Origin of the sequence: Limnohabitans planktonicus II-D5, from assembly GCF_001270065.2 — a bacterium.
Classification (GTDB): Bacteria; Pseudomonadota; Gammaproteobacteria; order Burkholderiales; family Burkholderiaceae_C; genus Limnohabitans_A; species Limnohabitans_A planktonicus.
On record NZ_LFYT02000002.1, the window covers coordinates 76,959 to 96,423 of the forward strand.

The 19,465-nt window shown below is 59.6% G+C and carries 18 protein-coding genes; 7 read left to right on the forward strand and 11 right to left on the reverse strand.

Annotated elements, in window-relative coordinates; translation table 11 throughout:
- The first annotated feature begins 169 nt into the window (after window positions 1–169).
- Window positions 170–451 (forward strand): type II toxin-antitoxin system Phd/YefM family antitoxin, encoded by a 282-nt coding sequence (locus tag H663_RS22285; protein ID WP_053176108.1) that lies wholly within the window; start codon window positions 170–172, stop codon window positions 449–451.
- Complete coding sequence (locus H663_RS22290; protein WP_053176107.1) at window positions 448–768, forward strand: type II toxin-antitoxin system RelE/ParE family toxin; 321 nt, start codon at window positions 448–450, stop codon at window positions 766–768. Before H663_RS22285 ends, H663_RS22290 begins: the two co-directional genes overlap by 4 nt.
- Before the next feature lie 83 nt (window positions 769–851).
- Here the strand turns inward: H663_RS22290 and H663_RS22295 are convergent, their stop codons facing one another.
- The 5 genes from H663_RS22295 to H663_RS22310 all read right to left on the reverse strand — a co-directional run bounded on the left by H663_RS22295 (window position 852) and on the right by H663_RS22310 (window position 5,178).
- Complete coding sequence (locus H663_RS22295; protein WP_053176106.1) at window positions 852–1,553, reverse strand: DUF4197 domain-containing protein; 702 nt, start codon at window positions 1,551–1,553, stop codon at window positions 852–854.
- Between the two features lie 598 nt (window positions 1,554–2,151).
- A complete protein-coding gene (locus tag H663_RS42355) occupies window positions 2,152–2,280 on the reverse strand; it encodes a hypothetical protein (protein WP_276309807.1) in 129 nt (42 codons plus the stop codon).
- Window positions 2,281–2,282: 2 nt separating this feature from the next.
- On the reverse strand, window positions 2,283–3,626 hold the full coding sequence (locus H663_RS22300) for an NAD(P)H-dependent oxidoreductase (protein WP_053176104.1): 1,344 nt from the start codon (window positions 3,624–3,626) through the stop codon (window positions 2,283–2,285).
- On the reverse strand, window positions 3,623–4,495 hold the full coding sequence (locus H663_RS22305; protein WP_053176102.1) for a phytanoyl-CoA dioxygenase family protein: 873 nt from the start codon (window positions 4,493–4,495) through the stop codon (window positions 3,623–3,625). Before H663_RS22305 ends, H663_RS22300 begins: the two co-directional genes overlap by 4 nt.
- Window positions 4,492–5,178 (reverse strand): GntR family transcriptional regulator, encoded by a 687-nt coding sequence (locus H663_RS22310; protein WP_053176101.1) that lies wholly within the window; start codon window positions 5,176–5,178, stop codon window positions 4,492–4,494. Before H663_RS22310 ends, H663_RS22305 begins: the two co-directional genes overlap by 4 nt.
- Before the next feature lie 252 nt (window positions 5,179–5,430).
- Here H663_RS22310 and map point away from each other — a divergent pair, with 252 nt between their 5' ends.
- Both map and H663_RS22320 read left to right on the forward strand, forming a co-directional pair.
- A complete protein-coding gene (gene map / locus H663_RS22315) occupies window positions 5,431–6,258 on the forward strand; it encodes a type I methionyl aminopeptidase (RefSeq protein ID WP_053176099.1) in 828 nt (275 codons plus the stop codon).
- Between the two features lies 1 nt (window position 6,259).
- Window positions 6,260–8,926 carry a [protein-PII] uridylyltransferase gene (locus tag H663_RS22320; protein WP_053176097.1) on the forward strand — a complete coding sequence of 889 codons (2,667 nt, stop codon included), beginning with the start codon at window positions 6,260–6,262 and terminating at the stop codon, window positions 8,924–8,926.
- A 13-nt stretch (window positions 8,927–8,939) separates the two neighbouring features.
- Here H663_RS22320 and H663_RS22325 read toward each other — a convergent pair whose 3' ends face one another.
- Window positions 8,940–9,668: a GntR family transcriptional regulator gene (locus H663_RS22325; protein ID WP_053176096.1), complete on the reverse strand. Its 729-nt coding sequence runs from the start codon at window positions 9,666–9,668 to the stop codon at window positions 8,940–8,942.
- Between the two features lie 89 nt (window positions 9,669–9,757).
- On the opposite strand from H663_RS22325, the gene H663_RS22330 reads away from it, so the two are divergent.
- From H663_RS22330 to H663_RS22340, 3 genes are read left to right on the forward strand one after another with little or no spacing between them, the layout of a single operon-like run.
- A complete protein-coding gene (locus H663_RS22330; RefSeq protein WP_053176094.1) occupies window positions 9,758–10,915 on the forward strand; it encodes an LLM class flavin-dependent oxidoreductase in 1,158 nt (385 codons plus the stop codon).
- Window positions 10,912–11,838: an aldo/keto reductase gene (locus tag H663_RS22335; RefSeq protein WP_116695789.1), complete on the forward strand. Its 927-nt coding sequence runs from the start codon at window positions 10,912–10,914 to the stop codon at window positions 11,836–11,838. Before H663_RS22330 ends, H663_RS22335 begins: the two co-directional genes overlap by 4 nt.
- A 40-nt stretch (window positions 11,839–11,878) precedes the next feature.
- Window positions 11,879–12,436: a flavin reductase family protein gene (locus H663_RS22340; protein WP_053176091.1), complete on the forward strand. Its 558-nt coding sequence runs from the start codon at window positions 11,879–11,881 to the stop codon at window positions 12,434–12,436.
- 960 nt (window positions 12,437–13,396) lie between these two features.
- Here H663_RS22340 and H663_RS22350 read toward each other — a convergent pair.
- The 5 genes from H663_RS22350 to H663_RS22370 form a co-directional block, all read right to left on the reverse strand.
- Window positions 13,397–14,233 (reverse strand): carbohydrate ABC transporter permease, encoded by an 837-nt coding sequence (locus tag H663_RS22350; protein ID WP_053176087.1) that lies wholly within the window; start codon window positions 14,231–14,233, stop codon window positions 13,397–13,399.
- Entirely contained in the window at window positions 14,230–15,108 is an 879-nt protein-coding gene (locus tag H663_RS22355) for a carbohydrate ABC transporter permease (RefSeq protein WP_053176964.1), read from the reverse strand. Before H663_RS22355 ends, H663_RS22350 begins: the two co-directional genes overlap by 4 nt.
- A 74-nt stretch (window positions 15,109–15,182) precedes the next feature.
- On the reverse strand, window positions 15,183–16,448 hold the full coding sequence (locus H663_RS22360; protein ID WP_053176085.1) for an ABC transporter substrate-binding protein: 1,266 nt from the start codon (window positions 16,446–16,448) through the stop codon (window positions 15,183–15,185).
- 47 nt (window positions 16,449–16,495) lie between these two features.
- Entirely contained in the window at window positions 16,496–17,575 is a 1,080-nt protein-coding gene (locus H663_RS22365; RefSeq protein ID WP_053176083.1) for an ABC transporter ATP-binding protein, read from the reverse strand.
- A gap of 155 nt (window positions 17,576–17,730) precedes the next feature.
- The gene (locus H663_RS22370) at window positions 17,731–18,882 is read right to left on the reverse strand and encodes a Gfo/Idh/MocA family protein (RefSeq protein ID WP_083451330.1); all 1,152 of its coding nucleotides are present in this window, start codon (window positions 18,880–18,882) and stop codon (window positions 17,731–17,733) included.
- Window positions 18,883–19,465: the final 583 nt, after the last annotated feature.

Here is a 19,465-nt window from a genome sequence, read left to right on the forward strand (position 1 = left end):
GCGGTATTTTAGCGGGGGAAACCTTGATTTTGAGGGGCTTGGGGAAGTTCAAACAATGAGTTCTTCATGGACTTGAAGACGCCAAGACCCATCACCTGGCATGTCCGTCAAAAGCCTTGACCAGATCCAAATTCAGTCATAAATTCAGACCCAACACAGCGGAGCGCACATGCAAGCCACACAGCACATCAAATCCATCTCTTACCTCAAGAGCCATGCTGCACAAATTGCACAAGAGCTGGAAAAGAACACCACGCCTTTCATCATCACCCAAAACGGCGAAGCCAGCATGGTGATTGAGAGCGTCCAGCAGTACCAGGAAAAAGAAAACCTGATCACCTTGCTCAAACTGATTGCCTTGGGCGAGAAAGACCGAATGGCCGGACAAGGTCACTCTGTTGAAGAATCCCGAGCCCTTCTGGCGCAGGCAAGAACGCAGCACAGCGCATGAGCATTGTCATCCTGCCAGATGCACAGCATGACCTGCTGACACTGCAAGACTACATGCTGGAGCGCTGGACGCCCGAGTTATGGCTCAAAGCAGAAGACGAAATCTTTGCCAAATTGGCAGATATTGATTCAGGCTTGCTCAGCGGCGCCCCAGTGTCAGAACTGGCCGCCATCGGCATACGCGATTACAGAACGCTGGTCACCTCACACCACCGCTTTTTGTATCGACAAATCGACAGCACCACCTACGTGTACGCCGTCGCGGGCCATCAGCAGGATTTTCAGACTTTGCTGCTCAGACGCTTGTTCCAGCGTTGATTTTTGTGGGTCGATTCATGGCCTTGCTCATGGTTTGGACTCGAAATATCCGCTGCGCTTTCAATCGATAGACCACCCCTTAATCACTTCAGCGCCCCAAATACTTTCCCAAGCAGCGCACTGCCGGTGCCCATCGGGTCCTGGCGAATTTTCTTTTCTTCTTCGCCAATCATCAGGTACAGGCCATCGAGCGCCTTGCCAGTGACATAGCTTTCCAGGCTGGCTTCCTGGGGCTTCAACAATCCGAGGCTTGAGGCCTTGCCTGCAATGGCGTTGTATTTGTCCGCCAAACCCACTTGGGCGGTGGCCTGGGTGATGACGGGCAGAAACTTCACACCCAGGGGCTCACGCGTTTTGCGGTTGAAGTACTCCGTCGCAGCGGTATTGCCGCCCTGCAAGATGGTTTTGGCATCGCTCACGCTCATGCTTTTGACGGCCCCGACCAACATGTCTTTGGCCATGGGCATAGCGGTTTCGGCAGCGCGGTTCATGCTGAGCACCAATTCGTCAACACGCTGGCCCTGCCCCATCATCTTGAGCCATTTGGCCGCCTCATTCAGATAGCCCGGCAAGGCAATCCGCACTTTGTCATTGCCCATGAAGCCGTCTTGCGAACCGAGCAAGCCGATGGCGGCTGTAGCACCCTTTTCAAGCGCCAACTTCAGACCCGAAGACGCATCAGCCCCACTCAAATCGGCCACCGAAAAGGCCTGCGCAACACGGTAATGGGCCAAGAGCGATGCAGCAGCCAACAAGCTGGTCACATGAAACTGACGACGGTGCATTTGAATTTTCCTTTTTTGAATGGATGAAACTTGTTTGGACACGCATGGGCTCGATGTTCCAAATGGCGCATTCTGGTGACGACTATGCGTTCTCGGTTGGCGCTGGGCACACCGCAGCAGAATCTAACGTCGATGACATCGATCAATCGCTGTTGACACGACGCAATTGCGAAGAAAAGTAACACGAATGAAAGTGGGGCACCTCTGAACTGCAAATATGAGTGAGTTCTGCGGCGGGTACACCTGGCCAGTGCGAACGCTGAAAGATTGATCCGGCCCTTTGAAGTCCGCAGGGTGACTTCAATATTCCACCCTGTGGGAGCTAGCCCTGCTGGCGATCAGACGCTTGTGGACCACAGGCTTTTCGCTTGCAAGGCAAGCTCCCACAAATTCCTCCCAGCTTGAAACACACAATTCAGACTTCATCAGGCCGAATCTATAAATCAAATTATTGATTCGGCCCGGTGAAGTTTTGAATGCATCAAAGATCTTGTAGGTCGGCGGTCGAAGACTCCGACATGGGCCTTTGCCCAAACCAATAACGTCGGACTCTGCGAGTACCGACCTACAAGATGTCCTTTCTCACACATTTCAAACTTCAGCGTGCCGGATCAATAAATGGGATCTGACCCCATTTTTTCTCAACAGGATTTTCAAACCCTGTTGATGCGTCGCCTTTTCCAGCCCTGAAGCAAGACCTGCCAAAACTGGGAATGGCAGCGTTCATCCTCAACCCAGCACCGAAGTCTCCTCCATCTCGCGCCGGATTTTGTAGGCATGGGTGCTGGTGTCCATGGCCACGTCGTCCCAAGTCAGGCTCTGGCCTTTGGCTACTGGGCGAATGACTTTCACGCCGTGAGCCAAGCCCAGCGGCACGCCACCCATGCGCTTGGAGGTGGCTGCGGGCAGCAGCTTGCCCCAGACGGTGTAGCCGCCCTCGCCGTCCATCATGTCGCCGGGTTTCAAGTCGCGCTTCGCGGTGGCCACCACGTCGGCGTTCCAGCCGATGGCCACACCTGTAGGCTCGTTGCGCAGGGCAACGCTGGCCACGCTCACGCCCACTTCCAGGCCAATCAAATGCCAGCGTTTGTAGAGGGTGAAGTAGCGGCCGGACGGGTCGGTGTGGGCGTTGTACTCTTCAAAGCAGTTCTTGATGTAGTCGGTCTCGGCCTCCACCGTGACCCACACGCCCATTCGGATGTCGTAAGGGATTTTTCGGCCATCGGTTTCCAAACTGGAGATCACCTCCACCATGCCCTTGCGCTCCAGCACGCCGCCTTCCGAGATCGGGCGGGTGACGTAGGGAATGTCTTCCACGCTGGCCGGCGGGTAGAGCAAGCCGTTGCTGGGCACGCCCAAACCGGTGGCGTTCGACACCGCCGTGCTCTCGATCGAGGGCTTGGAACCGTCCAAAAAGCTGTTGAACATTTTGGGGTTGAGCCCGCCGCGCTCGGCCTGCTCGGGCGTCAGGCCGTAATAGCCCCACACCGTCTCGGGCGTGGATTCGCAAAAGTGCGGCAGCCACTTGTGGCCACGGCCTGCGGCCACCACCGGAAAGCCACAGGTGCGGGCCCAATCGACCAAGTCACAAATCAAAGCAGGCTGGTCGCCAAAGGCCAGCGAATAGACCACGCCTGCGGTCTGAGCGCGGGTGGCGAGCAAGGGGCCGCAAAACGCGTCGGCCTCTACCGTGACGTTGACCACATGCTTGCGGTGGGCAAAGGCTTCCAGAATGTGGTCCACCGCGTGCAGGGGCGAGCCGGTGCACTCGACGATCACGTCCACCGCCGGGTGGCGCACCAGGCTTTGCCAGTCGTCGCCCACATGGGTGGTGCCGTGTTTGACGGCATCGTCCAAGTTGCTGGCCGTGAGGCGTTCGGCTTCCCAGCCCACGCGGGCCAGATTGGTGCGGGCGTTGTCGGGCGACAGGTCGGCAATGCCCACCAGGTGCACGCCGGGTGTGCGGGGAATCTGCGCCAGGTACATGGAGCCGAATTTGCCCGCGCCGATCAGGCCGATGCGGATGGGGCGGTTTTCGGCGGCGCGTTGAAGAAGTTTGGCGTGCAGGTTCATGCGGCTTCTTTCAAGACATCGAGCGAGGTTTTCAAGGCGCTTTCGGGCATGCCGCCCTTCCAGGGCAAGTCCACCGGATAGCTGTTCACCAGGCAATCGTCAGGCAAGCAGCTGATGGGCGTGAAATCTCGGTGCGCGATGTATTCGGGGCGCTTGTGGCGGCGGATGTGGTTGGACACGGCGCACAGGCTCAGGTACACGCTCACCCGGTTCCAAGGCGACAAATTGCTGGCCGAGGCATGCACCAGGCAGCTGTGGAACAGGATCATTGAGCCTGCAGGCCCGGTGGGGCTGACGATGCCGCCTTCTTTGCCGCCAGCGCGCTCGACCAACTGGGCGATCAAGTCGTTGTCTACCGTCCACAAGGGGTAGCTGGTGGTGGACAGGTCGTGTTTGGCCTCCACCACGCCTTTTTTATGGCTGCCGGGGATGAACATGAGTGGGCCGTTGAAGGGGTTCACATCGTCCAGAAAAATGGCCACGTTCATGGCCCTCTCGGTGGGCATCAGGTCATCGTTGAGCCAGGTGCCGTAGTCCTGGTGCCACTGCCACACGTCGCCCTCAAACGCCATCTTGCCGTTGATCTTGAACTGGTGCATGTACAGCTCTTCGCCAAACAGGTCTTGCACCGGCCCAATCATGCGGGGGTGGCGCGCCAGCTTGGCAAAGGGCTCGCTGTACATGTGGGCGGCAAAGTTGGTGCGCACGGCGTCGCTGCCTTTTTCGCGCACGTTGTAGGCCTCGCGGCGGCTGTACAACTCGGGCACGGCATCGTTGAGGTTTTTGGTTTCTTCGGGCGTGAACAGGCCGGGGAAAAACAAATAACCCTCTCGGTCGAATTGCTCGAGTTGTTCGGGGGTCAGTTTCATGCTCGTGCTCCTGTGATGCGGTGTTGAATTTGCTCGGAAAGTCTTGCTGTCAGTTGCACGCTGGCCTCGTGGGCGTGTTCTTTCACCAGTTTCACGGCCAAATCGGCGTCCCCTGCGGCAATGGCCTTCGCAATGGCTTCGTGTTCGTCCCACACGTTTTGCCGCTGGTGGGAAGACTGCAGCACCGCGCCCATGACACGTTTGAGGTGGTGCCAGTGCAGGTCAATGCTTTGGGCAATAAGGGGGTTGCCAGAGGCTTGGTAAATCGCGCGGTGAAAGGCCAGGTCGGCCTGGATCATGGCCTGCACATCACGCGTTTGGTGCACCTCTCGGCCTTGGCGCATGACCTCTGGGTCGATCTTTGCCCCCCGCTCGGCGGCCAAACGCACAGCCAGGGCATCCAGGCTGCCACGCACTTGATACACCTGGGCAATCCAGTTCACATCGAGTTGCGTGACTTGCACGCCTCGGCCGGGGGCGTCTTCGACAAAGCCGTCTTTTTTGAGCAAACGCAGGGCTTGCAAAACGGGTTGGCGCGATACGGCAAAGCGCTGCGCCAAGTCGTCTTGCGTCAATCGCTCACCCGGGGCCAAAGTGCCCTCGCTGATGGCGTCGAGCAAACGAGCATAAATTTGTTCCACCAGATCGGGGGCTGTGGTCAGTTGAAGCGGGGGATGTTTCATGTCTGTATACAGAATACAAACATTCAAAACCGCCATGAATGGGTATTTACCCGGCACCCAGCAATGAAGCCCTCCCCTGTTTGAGCCACGCGCTCGGGGCGATGGGGGGCGCCTGTTGATGGCGACGTGGGCGTCGCGCCTGCAAACAAGGAGCCCTGACAACTTCACAAAGCCGCATCTGTATAGCCCCTTACAGGGTTGTTGATTGCAAAGAGCAACCCGCCAAAGGCCTCAATGGGATAATCCCACCCCATGACCATCACCCTCAAAACCGCCCAAGACATCGAAGGCATGCGCGTGGCTTGCCGCCTGGCCTCCGAAGTCCTCGACTTCATCGAGCCCTTCATCAAGCCGGGCATCACCACCAACGAAATCGACAAGCTCTGCCACGACTACATGGTCGATGTGCAAGGCTGCATTCCCGCCCCGCTGAACTACGCGCCCGGTGGCTACAAGCCCTACCCCAAATCGATCTGCACCTCGATCAACCACCAGGTCTGCCATGGCATTCCCAACGACAAGCCGCTCAAAAAAGGCGACTCGGTCAACATCGACATCACCACCATCAAGGACGGCTGGCACGGCGACACCAGCCGCATGTTCCATGTGGGTGAAGCCTCGATCGCAGCCAAACGCCTGGCCAAGGTCACCTATGAAGCCATGTGGAAAGGCATCGAGCAAGTCAAGCCCGGTGCGCATTTGGGCGACATTGGCCACGCCATTCAAAAGTTTGCCGAAGGCCACGGCTTTTCGGTGGTGCGCGAGTTTTGCGGCCACGGCATTGGGCGTGGCTTTCACGAAGAACCACAAGTGCTGCACTACGGCAAGCCTGGCACCTTGGTCGAGTTGGTGCCCGGCATGGTCTTCACCATCGAGCCCATGATCAACGCGGGCAAACGCGACATCAAGGAAATGGGCGATGGCTGGACCATCGTGACCAAAGACCATTCTCTTTCGGCCCAATGGGAGCACACGGTGGTGGTGACAGAAACCGGCTACGAGGTCTTGACCTTGTCGGCAGGCAGCCCCGCCATCCCGACGTTCATCCAGCCCGTCATCACTGACCAAGCCATCGCCTGAGATGAGTGCTCAGGCATTCTCCGCAGATCAGGCCAACCATGCGGCCAAGGCCGACTTGGCTCAGCTGCGCGAGACCTACAAACACGACAAAGCCACCGTTTTACGCAGCTTGGCGCAAAGTGGTGCCCTTACGCGCGGACTCAAGCAAACGCTGCGGCAGCTGTCCATCCTGGCCGACGGCCTGCTGATTGAACTGTGGCAAAACGCGGGTTTTGCAGCCAATGTGTGCCTGGTGGCCGTGGGTGGTTTTGGGCGGGCCGAGCTGTTTCCTTACTCTGACGTGGATGTCTTGGTGCTTTTGCCCGATGGCCAGTCGCCCGAAGCCTCGCCCCAATTGCAGGCGCAGCTCGAATGCTTCATTGGCAGCTGCTGGGACACCGGATTGGAAATTGGCGCCAGCGTGCGCACTCTGAGCGAATGCCTGGCCGAATCGACCAAAGACATCACCGTGCAGACCTCCTTGCTGGAATCGCGCCGAGTGACGGGCAACACCCGCTTGTTCAACGAGTTTCAAAAGCAGTTCGAAGCGGCCATGGACCCACAGGCTTTCCTCGTGGCCAAGACGCTGGAGATGCGCCAGAGACACACCAAGTTTGAAGACACGCCCTACGCGCTGGAGCCCAACTGCAAAGAATCGCCCGGCGGGCTGCGGGACTTACAGGTGATTTTGTGGGTGGCGCGCGCGACAGGTTTGGCCTACAGCTGGGACGAGCTGGCGCGCAAAGGACTGGCTACGCCGTTGGAGGCAAGGCAAATCAAACGCAACGAAGCCCTGCTGGGCCTGATCCGCGCCCGCTTGCACCTGCAAGCCAAACGACGCGAAGACCGATTGGTGTTTGACCTGCAGACCAATGTGGCCGAGTCATTTGGCTACACGTCGGACGTCACGCCCGAGGGAAAACTGGCCTTGCGAGCCAGCGAAAAGCTGATGCGCCAATACTATTGGGCCGCCAAGGCGGTGACCCAGCTCAACCAGATTTTGCTGCTCAACATCGAAGACCGACTCCATGCACAACTGGGCGAATCGGTGACAGGGCTGCGGCCGCTGAACGAGCGTTTTTATGAAAAAGCCGGGCTGATTGAAGTCTCCAGCGACGACCTTTACCAAAAGCACCCCCACGCCATCCTTGAGACCTTTTTGATGTACCAAGTCACACCGGGCTTGAAGGGCTTATCGGCTCGCACGCTGAGGGCGCTGTACAACGTGCGGGCCATCATGAACGGGCGCTTTCGGTCCGATCCAGTCAACCGGCAGACGTTTTTAAAGATCTTGCAGCAGCCCCAGGGCATCACACACGCCATGCGTTTGATGAACGAAACCTCGGTGCTGGGGCGCTATTTGTGGGTATTTAGGCGCATCGTGGGCCAGATGCAGCACGACCTGTTTCATGCCTACACGGTAGACCAACACATCCTGATGGTGCTGCGCAATGTGCGGCGCTTTTTCATGGCCGAGCATGCGCACGAATACCCGTTTTGCTCGCAACTGGCCGGCGGTTGGGACAAGCCCTGGATTTTGTACACCGCAGCGCTCTTTCACGACATCGCCAAAGGCCGGGGCGGCGACCACTCCAAACTGGGCATCAGTGAAGTGCGCACCTTCTGCCGCCAGCATGGGGTCGACAAGGTCGACACCCAATTGATCGAATTTCTGGTCGGTGAGCACCTGACCATGAGCCATGTCGCCCAAAAAGAAGACCTGAGCGACCCCGAAGTCATTGGCCGTTTCGCTCGGCGCGTGGGCGACGAAAGACGCCTGACAGCCTTGTATTTGCTCACCGTGGCAGACATCCGGGGCACCAGCCCCAAGGTCTGGAACGCCTGGAAAGGCAAGCTGCTGGAAGACCTGTACAAGTCCACCCTGCGTGTGCTGGGCGGCCGCGCCCCCGACGCCAACGCCGAAGTCGAGGCTCGCAAGCGCGAGGCCCTGATCGAGCTGGCCCGACACAGCGAACCGCACGAAGGCCAAAAAGCGCTGTGGGACACGCTCGATGTGGGCTACTTCATGCGCCATGACGCGTCTGACATTGCCTGGCACGCCCGCCATCTCTCGCGCCATGTGGCCCGGCCTGCCAAGGGGGCACCCCGGCCCATTGTGCGGGCACGCATCTCGCCCGTGGGTGAAGGCATGCAAGTGCTGGTCTACACACCCGACCAGCCCGATTTGTTTGCCCGCATCTGCGGTCACTTTGACCAGTCGTACTTCAGCATTCTGGACGCCAAGATTCACACCACCCGCACCGGCTGGGCGCTGGACACCTTCCAGATCGTTCCACCTTTGCCGCCTGATCATTTCCGCGAACTGATGACGATGGTGGAATCGGGCCTGACTCAAACCCTGGAAAAACAAGGTCCCCTGCCCCCCCCCACACGAGGTCGCCTGTCTCGTCGGGTCAAGAGTTTCCCGGTCACACCACGCGTCACCCTCAAGCCCGACGACAAGGCCCAAAGCTGGCTGCTCAGCATCTCGGCCAGTGACCGCATCGGCCTGCTCTACAGCATTGCCACCGTGCTGGCCAAACACGGCATTGACCTGCAGCTGGCCAAAATCAGCACGCTGGGCGAACGCGTGGAAGACACCTTCCTGATCAGCGGTGCTGAATTGCAGCACAGCAAAGCACAAATCGAGATCGAGACCGAGTTGCTCAAGGTCTTGCAGCCCGTTTGATCGGGGGCGCGCCTTACTGGCTCATGCGCGACGAATAACGGCACACCGCCGGATCGAACCAGGTTTTGGAAAACTCGGCCACCTGGTTACTTGAGGTCCAAGAAACCCGCTCGATGTAGCCGCAGCACTCCCCCGGCAAGCGGCCCAAGGGCTGAACGGCCCAGACCGGCGCAGGCGCGGCGCTGATCTGGTCCTCTACACGGGCAATCCACACGCTCAGGCGTTGCTGGTAGAACAAATACATCGAGTCGCCCACCTCCTGGAGTGTCAAATCCGGGCAGGCCGCCGCTGAAAACCAAATTTCTTCAAGCGCCACCGGCACCTGGCTCAGAAAGCGCAAACGCCGCACCCGCCAACAGTGGTTCCCCATAGGGGCCCATGTTTCGCCGCCTTCACGCAAGCGCTGGGGGTGCTCTTGCAAGGACAAGTCCAGAATCTGCGCCGTGGGCAAACCCGGGCCATCGGCCAGTTCCAGCCGAAACAGCTCATAGATTTGTTGCGTGCCCTGGGTTTGCCGCACGTAGGTGCCCGAGCCCTGAATGCGCTCCAGCACCCCTTGCTCTTCGAGCAGCGCGAGGGATTTGCGCAAAGTGCCCACGGCCACCGACAAGGTCTGGGCCAACTCTGCTTCGGTGGGCAGGCGTTCCCCGCTGTGCCAATACCCTGCCTTGATCTGGCGGGCCAGCAATTCGGCGATTTGCAGGTAAACGGGCAATGGTTTGGCCGCTTTTGCTGAACTCATACAAGGGCTCCTTTAAAACAAGGGGAAACCCGAATGCTAAAGCCCCTCAATTCATATATCATTCATTCACTTTCAAAGAGGAGCGTTTCATGAGCATTGTTCCCGTCCGAGGCCAAGACATCCAAGGCGCAGAAGTCGCATGGTTTGCACCCCTGTGCTCGGATGATTTTCGGCACTTGGGTGTCCCCGAGGGTGATTTGCGCAGCAGCTGGGCCAACACCAGCCGCATTGTCGAACGGGCCGACCAACTGGGATTTCGCAACATATTGTGCCCGTCCTCCTACCAGGTGGGACAAGACACGCTGACTTTTGCCGCAGCCGTGGCGCACAAAACCCAGCGCATGAACCTGCTGGCCGCTATCCGTTGCGGCGAAACCCACCCCGCCATGCTGGCGCGCACCGTGGCCACACTGGACCACATTCTGGAAGGCCGTCTCACGCTCAACGTGATCTCCTCCGATTTCCCGGGCCAACAAGAAGACAGCGCCTACCGCTACCGCCGCTCGTGGGAAGTGGTTGAAATCCTCAAGCAGGCTTGGACCCAGGACGAAATCAATTACGACGGCGAGATTTACCAGCTCAAAGGCCTGTCCACCGACCCGGTCAAGCCCTACCAGACCAACGGTGGTCCCTTGCTGTATTTCGGGGGTTACAGCCCCGATGCCCTGGCCCTGTGCGGCGCGCATTGCGACACCTATCTGATGTGGCCCGAGCCCAAGGATGTGCTGGCCCAGCGCATGCGCGATGTGCACGCCCAGGCGGCAAAGCATGGCCGCTTGCTCGACTATGGCTTGCGCGTGCACATGATTGTGCGTGACACACAAGCCGAAGCGCGTGAATACGCGGCCGAGCTGGTGTCGCAACTGGACGATGAAAAAGGCCGCGAAATCCGCCGCCGGGCCTTGGACGCCGGCAGCCTGGGCGTGTCGCTGCAAAGCGCCAACCGCGACCGTGCCGACGACGAAGGCTACATCGAGCCCCACCTGTGGACCGGTGTGGGCCGTGCCCGCAGTGGTTGCGGCGCGGCTTTGGTGGGCAGCGTCGACCAGGTGCTCAGCGAAATCGAGGCTTATCAGAAAATGGGCATCCGGGCCTTCATTTTTTCCGGCTACCCGCACCTGCAGGAATGCGAGATCTTCGGCACCAAAGTGCTGCCGCAGCTCAAAACCGTGTCCCTCGCCCAAGAATATGGCCGTGTTCCGGCCCAAACACCGCCCACCCCTTTGGGCACAGGAGTTCGCAAATGAGTTCAAACCACATTGGCCGCATCACGCTGCCCAACGGCCGAAGCCTGAGCCGCATGGCCTATGGCGTGTGGCGCCTGTCCGAAGCCACCGATCATTCGGTCAACACCAACCTGGCGCGCATTGACGCCTGCCTGGCGCAAGGCATCACCACTTTTGACCATGCCGACATTTACGGCAATTACAGCTGCGAGGAGCTGTTCGGCCACGCCATCAAGGCGCGGCCCAGCCTGAAAGACCAGATCGAGATCGTCACCAAGACCGACATCATGCTGTTGTCGGACAAATGGCCGAACACCCGCGTCAAGCACTACGACACCAGCGCAGCCCATGTGACCGCCAGCGTCGAGTGCTCGCTCAGCCGCATCGGCGTGGACGTGATCGACCTGCTCTTGATCCACCGCCCCGACCCGCTGATGGACGCGCAGGCCTTGGGTGCGTGTCTGGATGGCCTGATCGACAGCGGCAAGCTGCGCGGTGTGGGCGTGTCCAACTTCATGCCATGGGATGTGGATTTGCTGCAGTCGTGCATGAAGCACAAGCTGCAAACCAACCAACTGGAGCTGAGCCTGTTGCACACCGCCCCCTTCACCAATGGGCAATTGGCCCATGCCCAGCAGCACCGCATGCCGGTGATGGCCTGGTCGCCGCTGGGTGGCGGTCGACTGCATTCGCAAGCGGGCACCCCCGGCACCGCCGCCGCCCGACTGGCCCTCAAACTGGAGACATTGGCCCGCGCTGCAGGCACCGACACCACCGCCGTGGCCATGGCCTGGCTGATGCACCACCCGGTAGGCGTTGTGCCGGTCATGGGCTCCAACCAGCTCGATCGCATCGCCCGCTTTGGCGACGCGGCTCGCGTGCCCATGGACCGCCAGACCTGGTACGAACTCTACGAGTTGGCCAACGGCCACGAAGTCCCCTGAAATTGCCCCACGGCACTGCCACTGTTTTTGAAAGTTCGCCATGCGCACCCTGCACGATGCCCCGCCCGCTGTTCAGTCCGCTGCCCAGCCCATTTTGGCGACGCGGCCTGTCGCGTCGGACCCGGCCGAATACCGCAAAGCCTTGTCTTGCTTTGCCACCGGGGTGACGGTGGTCACCGCCCACTGGCAAGGCAGCGATTGGGGCATGACCTGCAACTCCTTTTCCTCGGTCTCTTTGGAGCCCCGACTAGTGCTGTGGAGCATCCGCAAAGCAGCCAGCAGCCTGGATGCCTTCACCCGCTCGGGCGGCTTCACGGTCAATGTGTTGTCCAGTGGACAAGAAGCTGTGGCCAGGCAGTTCGCCACGGGGGACATGGCCGCACGCTTCGCCGGTGTGCCGACCACGCGCCAAGCCAACCAACGCCAACGCATGAACGCGGCTGTGGCCTGGTTTGACTGCGAACTCCACCAATTGGTGGATGCGGGCGATCACCACATCGTGATCGGCCAGGTGCAAGACTTCGGCTGGCAAGGCGAGGCCAATGCCCTGACCTTCTGGCGCAGCCAATTCGGTCAGTTCGAGTCGCTCGCGGCATGATGCCTTTGAGGGTTCAGCTCGCGCTGGTGGGTACCTAAGGCGGCTTCACAGCAGGCTTGTTTGGCGTAGGTGGCAGCCAGGTCGCCGCGCCCACGCTCTGAGTTTTTTGGCACACCGTCCCGCTGCTGGGCCCCGAGGTCATGCACCATGCGCTGGCACCCTCGCTGACCTGCATCGGGATCACTTCCATGACCAGCTCCTGGGCCCACTGGCGCACCCAACGCCTGCAACATGAGCCTGCGCCCAAACCCATGACGTCGGACTCTGCGAGATCCATGCATCAAAGATGCTGTAGGTCGGCGGTCGAAGACCCCGACATGGGCCTGTGCCTAAACCCATAACGTCGGACTCTGCGAGTACCGACCTACGAGATGACATGTCTCAAAACTGTTGTAGGTCGGCGGTCGAAGACCCCGACGTGGGCCTGTGCCTAAACCCATAACGTCGGACTCTGCGAGTACCGACCAACGAGATGACATGTCTCAAAACTGTTGTAGGTCGGCGGTCGAAGACCCCGACGTGGGCCTGTGCCTAAACCCCTAACGTCGATCTCTGCGAGTGCCGACCTACGAGATGACATGTCTCAAAGATGCTGTAGGTCGGCGGTCGAAGACCCCGACGTGGGCCTGTGCCTAAACCCATAACGTCGGACTCTGCGAGTACCGACCTACGAGATGACATGTCTCAAAGATGCTGTAGGTCGGCGGTCGAAGACCCCGACGTGGGCCTGTGCCTAAACCCATAACGTCGGACTCTGCGAGTACCGACCAACGAGATGACATGTCTCAAAGATTTTGTAGGTCGGCGGTCGAAGACCCCGACATGAGCCTTTGCCCAAACCCATAACGTCGGACTCTGCGAGCGGCGACGAGATGACATGTCTCACACATTTCAATCTTCAGCGTGCCGGATCAATAGTCAAAAACAAACTGCCGGATCCAGCGACAGCCCTTCAGCTCTTCAGCCCTTGAGGCCGCCCTGGGTCAACCCGCCAACCACCCGCTCCTGAAAAATCGCAATCAGGATGGCCACCGGCACAATGGCCACGATCAGCGCCGCAGAAATGATGGGCCAGGGGAAGGTGAACTCGCCTTGGTACAGCGCGATGCCCACCGGCAAGGTGCGTGCGCCCGGGCTGGAGTTGAGCGACAAGGCCAGCAAAAACTCGTCCCATGAATTGACAAAGGCCAAGATGCCTGCCGTGAAGACGCCGGGTGCCGCCAAGGGCACCACCACATGCCACAAAGCGCCCAAACGGGTGCAGCCGTCGATCATGGCGGCGTTTTCCAAGTCGCGCGGAATGCTCTGGAAAAAGCTCACCAGCACCAGCGTGCAGACCGGCAAATTGAGCACCACGTAAGGCAAAATCAACGCCATATAGGTGTTGAGCCAGCCCAAGGCTCGCATGGTTTCAAAAATCGGCACCAGCAAGGTCACCAAGGGAAACATGCTAGACGCCACGATACAGGTCAAAATCAGCTCACGCCGTTTGAGGTTCAATCGCGCAATGGCGTAGGCCGCAAACGCCGCCACCAGCAACGACAACACGGTGGCACCCGTCGCCACAATGACGCTGTTTTTGAGGTAGTGCAGCAAGGGCTGGTCGATGAAGGCGCGCACGTAGTTGCCCAGCATCGGGTTCTCGGGCCACCAGGTGATGGGTTTTTGCACCAACTCGGTTTCGGTCTTGAGCGAGGTGAACAAGATCCAGACGGCCGGGAAAAAGCCGTTGAACACCACAATAGCCGCCGCTGCCCAGCGCAGCATGGGGGCGGACCAAAAAGACTGTTCTCTCATGACGCGTTCTTTCCGATGTGGCGCAAGTAAAAGCCGGTGACAAACATCGAGATGACAAACATGAACACCGCCAAGGTGGAACCAAAGCTGATGCTGGAGTAATCGATGGTGTATTTGTGGATCAGCATGGCCAGGGTTTCGGTGGCTTCGCCCGGGCCGCCCTTGGTCATGGTGTAGGGGATGTCAAAGGTCTGCAGCGCCGTGATGGTCCGAAAAATCAGCGCCACGATGATGCTGGGCATGAGCATGGGGATGGTGATTTCCCAGAACTGCTGCCAGCGGCTGGCGCCGTCCACCTCGGCCGCTTCGTACAGGGATTTGGGGATCATTTGCAGGCCGGCCAACAAGATCAAGGCCATGAAAGACGAGGTCTTCCAGATGATGGTCAGGCAAATGGCGGCAAAGGCCCAGTTGGGCTTCAAGAGCCAGCTGGTGGGCTCGGTTTGCAGGCCCAGGCGAGAAAGCACATCGTTCACCACCCCATATTCGGTGTGAAAAAACCAGGCAAAGATCAGGCCGGCAAAAGACAGGGGCAAGGCCCAGGGCAAGAGCAAGGACAGGCGCACAGGCCACTTGCGCTTGAAGGGCAGATTGGCCAGCATGGCCAGGCCCAGGCCCACGATCAAGGCCCCGGGCACGGTGATCAGGGTGATCAGCAAGGTGTTCTTGGTGGCGTTCCAGAACAAGGGGTCTTGCACCACGTCCACGTAGTTGGTCAGCCCCAGAAACAGGCCGGTCTTGTCCACGTCGAACAAGCTGTTGTAGACCAGTTTGCCGATGGGGTAGACGACGATCAAAAGCAGCAGCAAAAAAGCGGGGGCCAGCAGCAGAACGGCCAACGTTTTTTCGGTCGGATCGCGGAGTTTGGACAGCATGGTCAAGTTCACAGGGCTCACAGAAAACCCCGGGCCCACCAGGGGCCCGGGGTCAGACAGGGTTCAAGATGGCATCAGCGCATCAAACGGCCCACACGGGCAGCGATCTCGTCCACACCGGCTTCAGGCGTCTTGGTGCGGGCCAGGACGGCGCTGGTGGTGGTGCGGATGATGTCCGACACCTGGCCGTAGTCCTCCACCATGGGGCGGCTTTGTGCGCCCAGCACCACGGGCAAGGCGTCCTTGAACCAAGGCACAACCTTGTTCACCGACGCATCGGAATAAACGCTTTGGAACACGGGCAGGATCGAGCCTTCACGGGCGATGAAGGCGCTGGCCTCTTTGGAGGACAGGAACTTGATCAAATTGCCTGCGGCGTCTTTGTTCTTGCCGTAAGCGTTCATGGCCCACTGCCAGCCGCCCATGCAGGTGGCCGATTTGCCGCCGGTCATGGCGGGCAGTGGCATCACGCCGACGTTGCCCTTGACCTTGGAGTCGGCGTCGTCCTTGAAGCGGTCAAACGCAAAGCCCCAGTTGATCGCAAACACGGCTTGACCTGCTTTGAATTCGTTCACCGTGACAGGCGTGGTGACCTCGGCCACGTTCTTCTTGATCACGCCTTGGTCGACCATGTTCAGCCAGCTTTGCAGCCCCTTGACGGCAGCCGCCTTGTCCAGCGTCAGCTTGCCCGCTGCGTCGTTGAATTGCTTGCCCTGGCCCCAGTAGGGCAACAAGAAGGTGCAGACCGCGCCTTCAATCGGTGCGCCCTGGATGGACAGGCCTTGCAGGTTGGGGGCGTTTTCTGCCGCCATGATTTTCTTGGCAGCGGCGGCGAGCTCGTCCCAGGTCTTGGGCTCGGCCACGCCGTGCTTGGTCAGCAGGTCCTTGCGGTAGTACATGAACATCGAATCGCCCTGGCTGGGCATGGCGTAGACCTTGCCGCCGATCACGTTGGCGGTTTGGTACACCGGCAAGTAGTCGTTCTTCAGGGCTGCAGGGCCACCGACATATTTGTCCAAAGGCTCAATCCAGCCCTTGGAGGCGTATTGCGCCGGGTTGACGATGTCGATCAGGAACAAGTCGATGGCCGAGTCCTTGGCATTGAGCACGGTGGAAAGGTACTGGCGCTGCAGCTCGGAGGTGGCACCGCCCGTTTCGATCTCGACCTTCACGCCGGGGTTGGCTTTGTTGTACTGCTCAAACAACTTGGCTTGCAAGTCGGGGCGCTGATTCGGGCCAACAAACACACGCAAAGTGGTTTGCTGCGCCCACACAGCGCCTGCGGCCATCGTGCTGGCCAGGGCCACCACGGCCAATTTCAATGCATAACGCTTCTTCATGGATGTCTCCTTGGGGTTGAATTCAAATGGACTGACAAAAAATGGCATCAAATCGCCTGACCGCTGTCCTGGCTGAACAGGTGCATGGCGGCCGGATCGAGGTAGAGGTTTTGGGGCGTGCCCGCCGGGGCCCGGAAGCTGGCAGAGCAGCGTGCAATCAGCTCGGCGTTCCCCACCTGGAAGGTGACCAAGGTCTCGGCGCCCAAAGGCTCGCTGATGACCACGCGGGCCTGCACCACCACCTCGCCGGGCACATGGCGCGGGGCCAGGGACAGGTTTTCTGGGCGGATGCCAAACACATGGCCAGGCGCGGCCGCAGCGCGCTCGCGCAAGTCGGCCGGCAAAGCGATCAGCGTGCCGCCGCCCAAGTCTGCCCCACCCGCTTGCAACTGGCAGCTCACCAGGTTCATGGGCGGGCTGCCGGTAAAGCCCGCCACAAACTGCGCGGCCGGGCGGTTGTAGATCTCATCGGGGCTGGCGTGCTGCATCTTGTGCCCGCCACTCATGACGGCGATGCGGTCAGCCAGCGTCATGGCCTCGACCTGGTCGTGCGTCACGTAAATGATGGTGGCACCCAAACGCTGGTGCAGTTTTTTGATCTCGCTGCGCATCTCGTTGCGCAGCTGGGCGTCCAGATTGGACAGAGGCTCGTCGAACAAAAACACCTTGGGCTGGCGCACGATGGCGCGGCCAATGGCCACGCGCTGGCGCTGACCGCCCGACAAGGCGGCGGGCTTGCGCTCAAGCATGTGGTCGATGCGCAGCAAACGCGCGGCGTCCATCACGCGCCGCTTGATCTCGCCCTCGGGGGTTTTGCGCAGGCGCAAGCCAAAGGCCATGTTGTCGTACAGGCTCTTGTGCGGGTAGAGCGCGTAATCCTGAAACACCATGGCAATGTCGCGGTTGCGCGGTGGCTCGTCGTTGACGCGCTTGCCGTCGATCAGCACATCACCGCCGGTGATGGTTTCCAGTCCCGCGATCATGCGCAGCAAGGTGGATTTGCCGCAGCCTGAAGGGCCGACAAAGACCACGAACTCCCCGTGCTGAATCTCAAGATCGATGCCGTGGATGACCTGATTTTTGCCGTCGTAACTCTTTCGGACTTGCTGCAGTTGCACGGATGCCATGGAAATGTGTCTTTAAATGGAATAACAATGAACGCCCTACAAAAGACGTGAATGAATCATAGATGACTTACATCAACAAAGATGTTGGGGTTATCGCCAATCCGACAGCAAAAAACACGCTTCAAGGCCGTAAATTCTCCCTCAAAGGGAAAAAATCAGGGTTGAGCAGCGCTGAAATTCAACAAATTCACCAAATCATACTCGCCGCTTGTCAGGTCGATGGCCTGACCGGTTCGGGCAGACTCTTGGGCCGCCAGGCCCATGACCACGGCAGCCAGGCCGTCGCGCAAGCCCACCTCGACAGCGCCCTGACCGCGCACCACGGCATTGAACTTCTGGTGCTGGTACAGGGTGGAGCCGTTGTGGTCACCTGCGGCCAGTGCCACCGGGTCCACTGGCACATCCTGCTCACGCGGGCCTTTGGGATCGCGCGGGCTGATGACCAGTTTGGGCACTGGCGCATCGCCCAAATGCGCAGACCAAAAACGACCCGGTCCGGGTACAAAACATTCAGCTTTGCCCAAAGGCCCCACCACTGAAATTTCTTCCTGATAACGAGCGCCCTCGGCAAACATGCACAGTTCCAGCAGTGCCCTTTGCCCGGATGCGAAATCCACGATCACATAGGCGTTGTCCAGAATATCAGGCGTGCCGTCGGGATAAGTTTCATCCAGGTGGTTGTGGTCCACCCCAGCGGAGGCAAACACACGCACCGGCTCGCTTTGGGTCAGGTGGCGCATCAGGTCAAAAAAGTGGCAGCACTTTTCGACCAAGGTGCCGCCGGTGTAACGGTTGAAGCGGTTCCAGTCACCCACCTTGACCAAAAACGCAAAGCGATGCTCCCGGATGGTGATCATTTTGACCGGGCCAGTGTTCTGCTGACCATGCACCTCTTGCGCCAGCATGGCCACGGGCGGCATGTAGCGGTATTCCATGGCCACCCAGATCGGGGCCAGGTAACTGGCCTGCAAAGCGGCCAGGCTGCGCACATCGTCCAAATGGGTACAGGCGGGTTTTTCCAGCAAAACGGGCAGCGGGCGAAGGCGGGCAATCTCGCGCAACTGGTCCGCATGGCAAAAGTTGGGGCTGGCGATCAGCAGGCAGTCCACATCGGGTGAGGTGACCACCTCGGCCAGGCTGGCAGCACTTTGCGCACCGGGCGCATCTGCCAGACTCTTGGACAGCATGTCGGCGTCGGGCTCAAAAATGCGCGTGACCTGCGCGCCAGGCAACAAGGCGATGTTGCGCAAATGCTCTTGCCCCATCATGCCGCAGCCGATGATGCCGTAACGGGTGTTCGTGTTCAAAGTCTGGGCTCTCTCTTGGAAAAAGTTGTCAATTCGCAAAAAAACGCAAGCTTAGCCGCTCTCGGCCAATGCAGCTGAGACGCTCCGCCAGCAAACGCCGACACCGAGATGGGGGCTGTGCCAAAGCCGGCATTGTCGGAGCTGAAGCTACCGACCTACGGGGGATGTGTTGTCGGTCGGTGGTCGAAGAACCCGACGCATGTTTGTTTCGCGGCATCGCCGGATGCGGGCCACAACTTGGCGCGTGAAACGTCGGACTCTTCGCGTGCCGACCTACGGGACGTGTTGTCGGTCGGTGGTCGGAGACCCCGACGCATGTTTGTTTCGCGGGAGCGCCGGATGCGGGCCACAACTTGGCGCGTGAAACGTCGGACTCTTCGAGTGCCGACCTACGGGATGTGTTGTCGGTCGGTGGTCGGAGAACCCGACGCATGTTTGTTTCGCGGCATCGCCGGATGCGGGCCACACCTTGGCGCGTGAAACGTCGGACTCTTCGAGCGCCGACCTACGGGATGTGTTGTCGGTCGGTGGTCGGAGACCCCGACATGGGGGCAGCAAGCCCCCCCATTTTTCAATGCGCCAA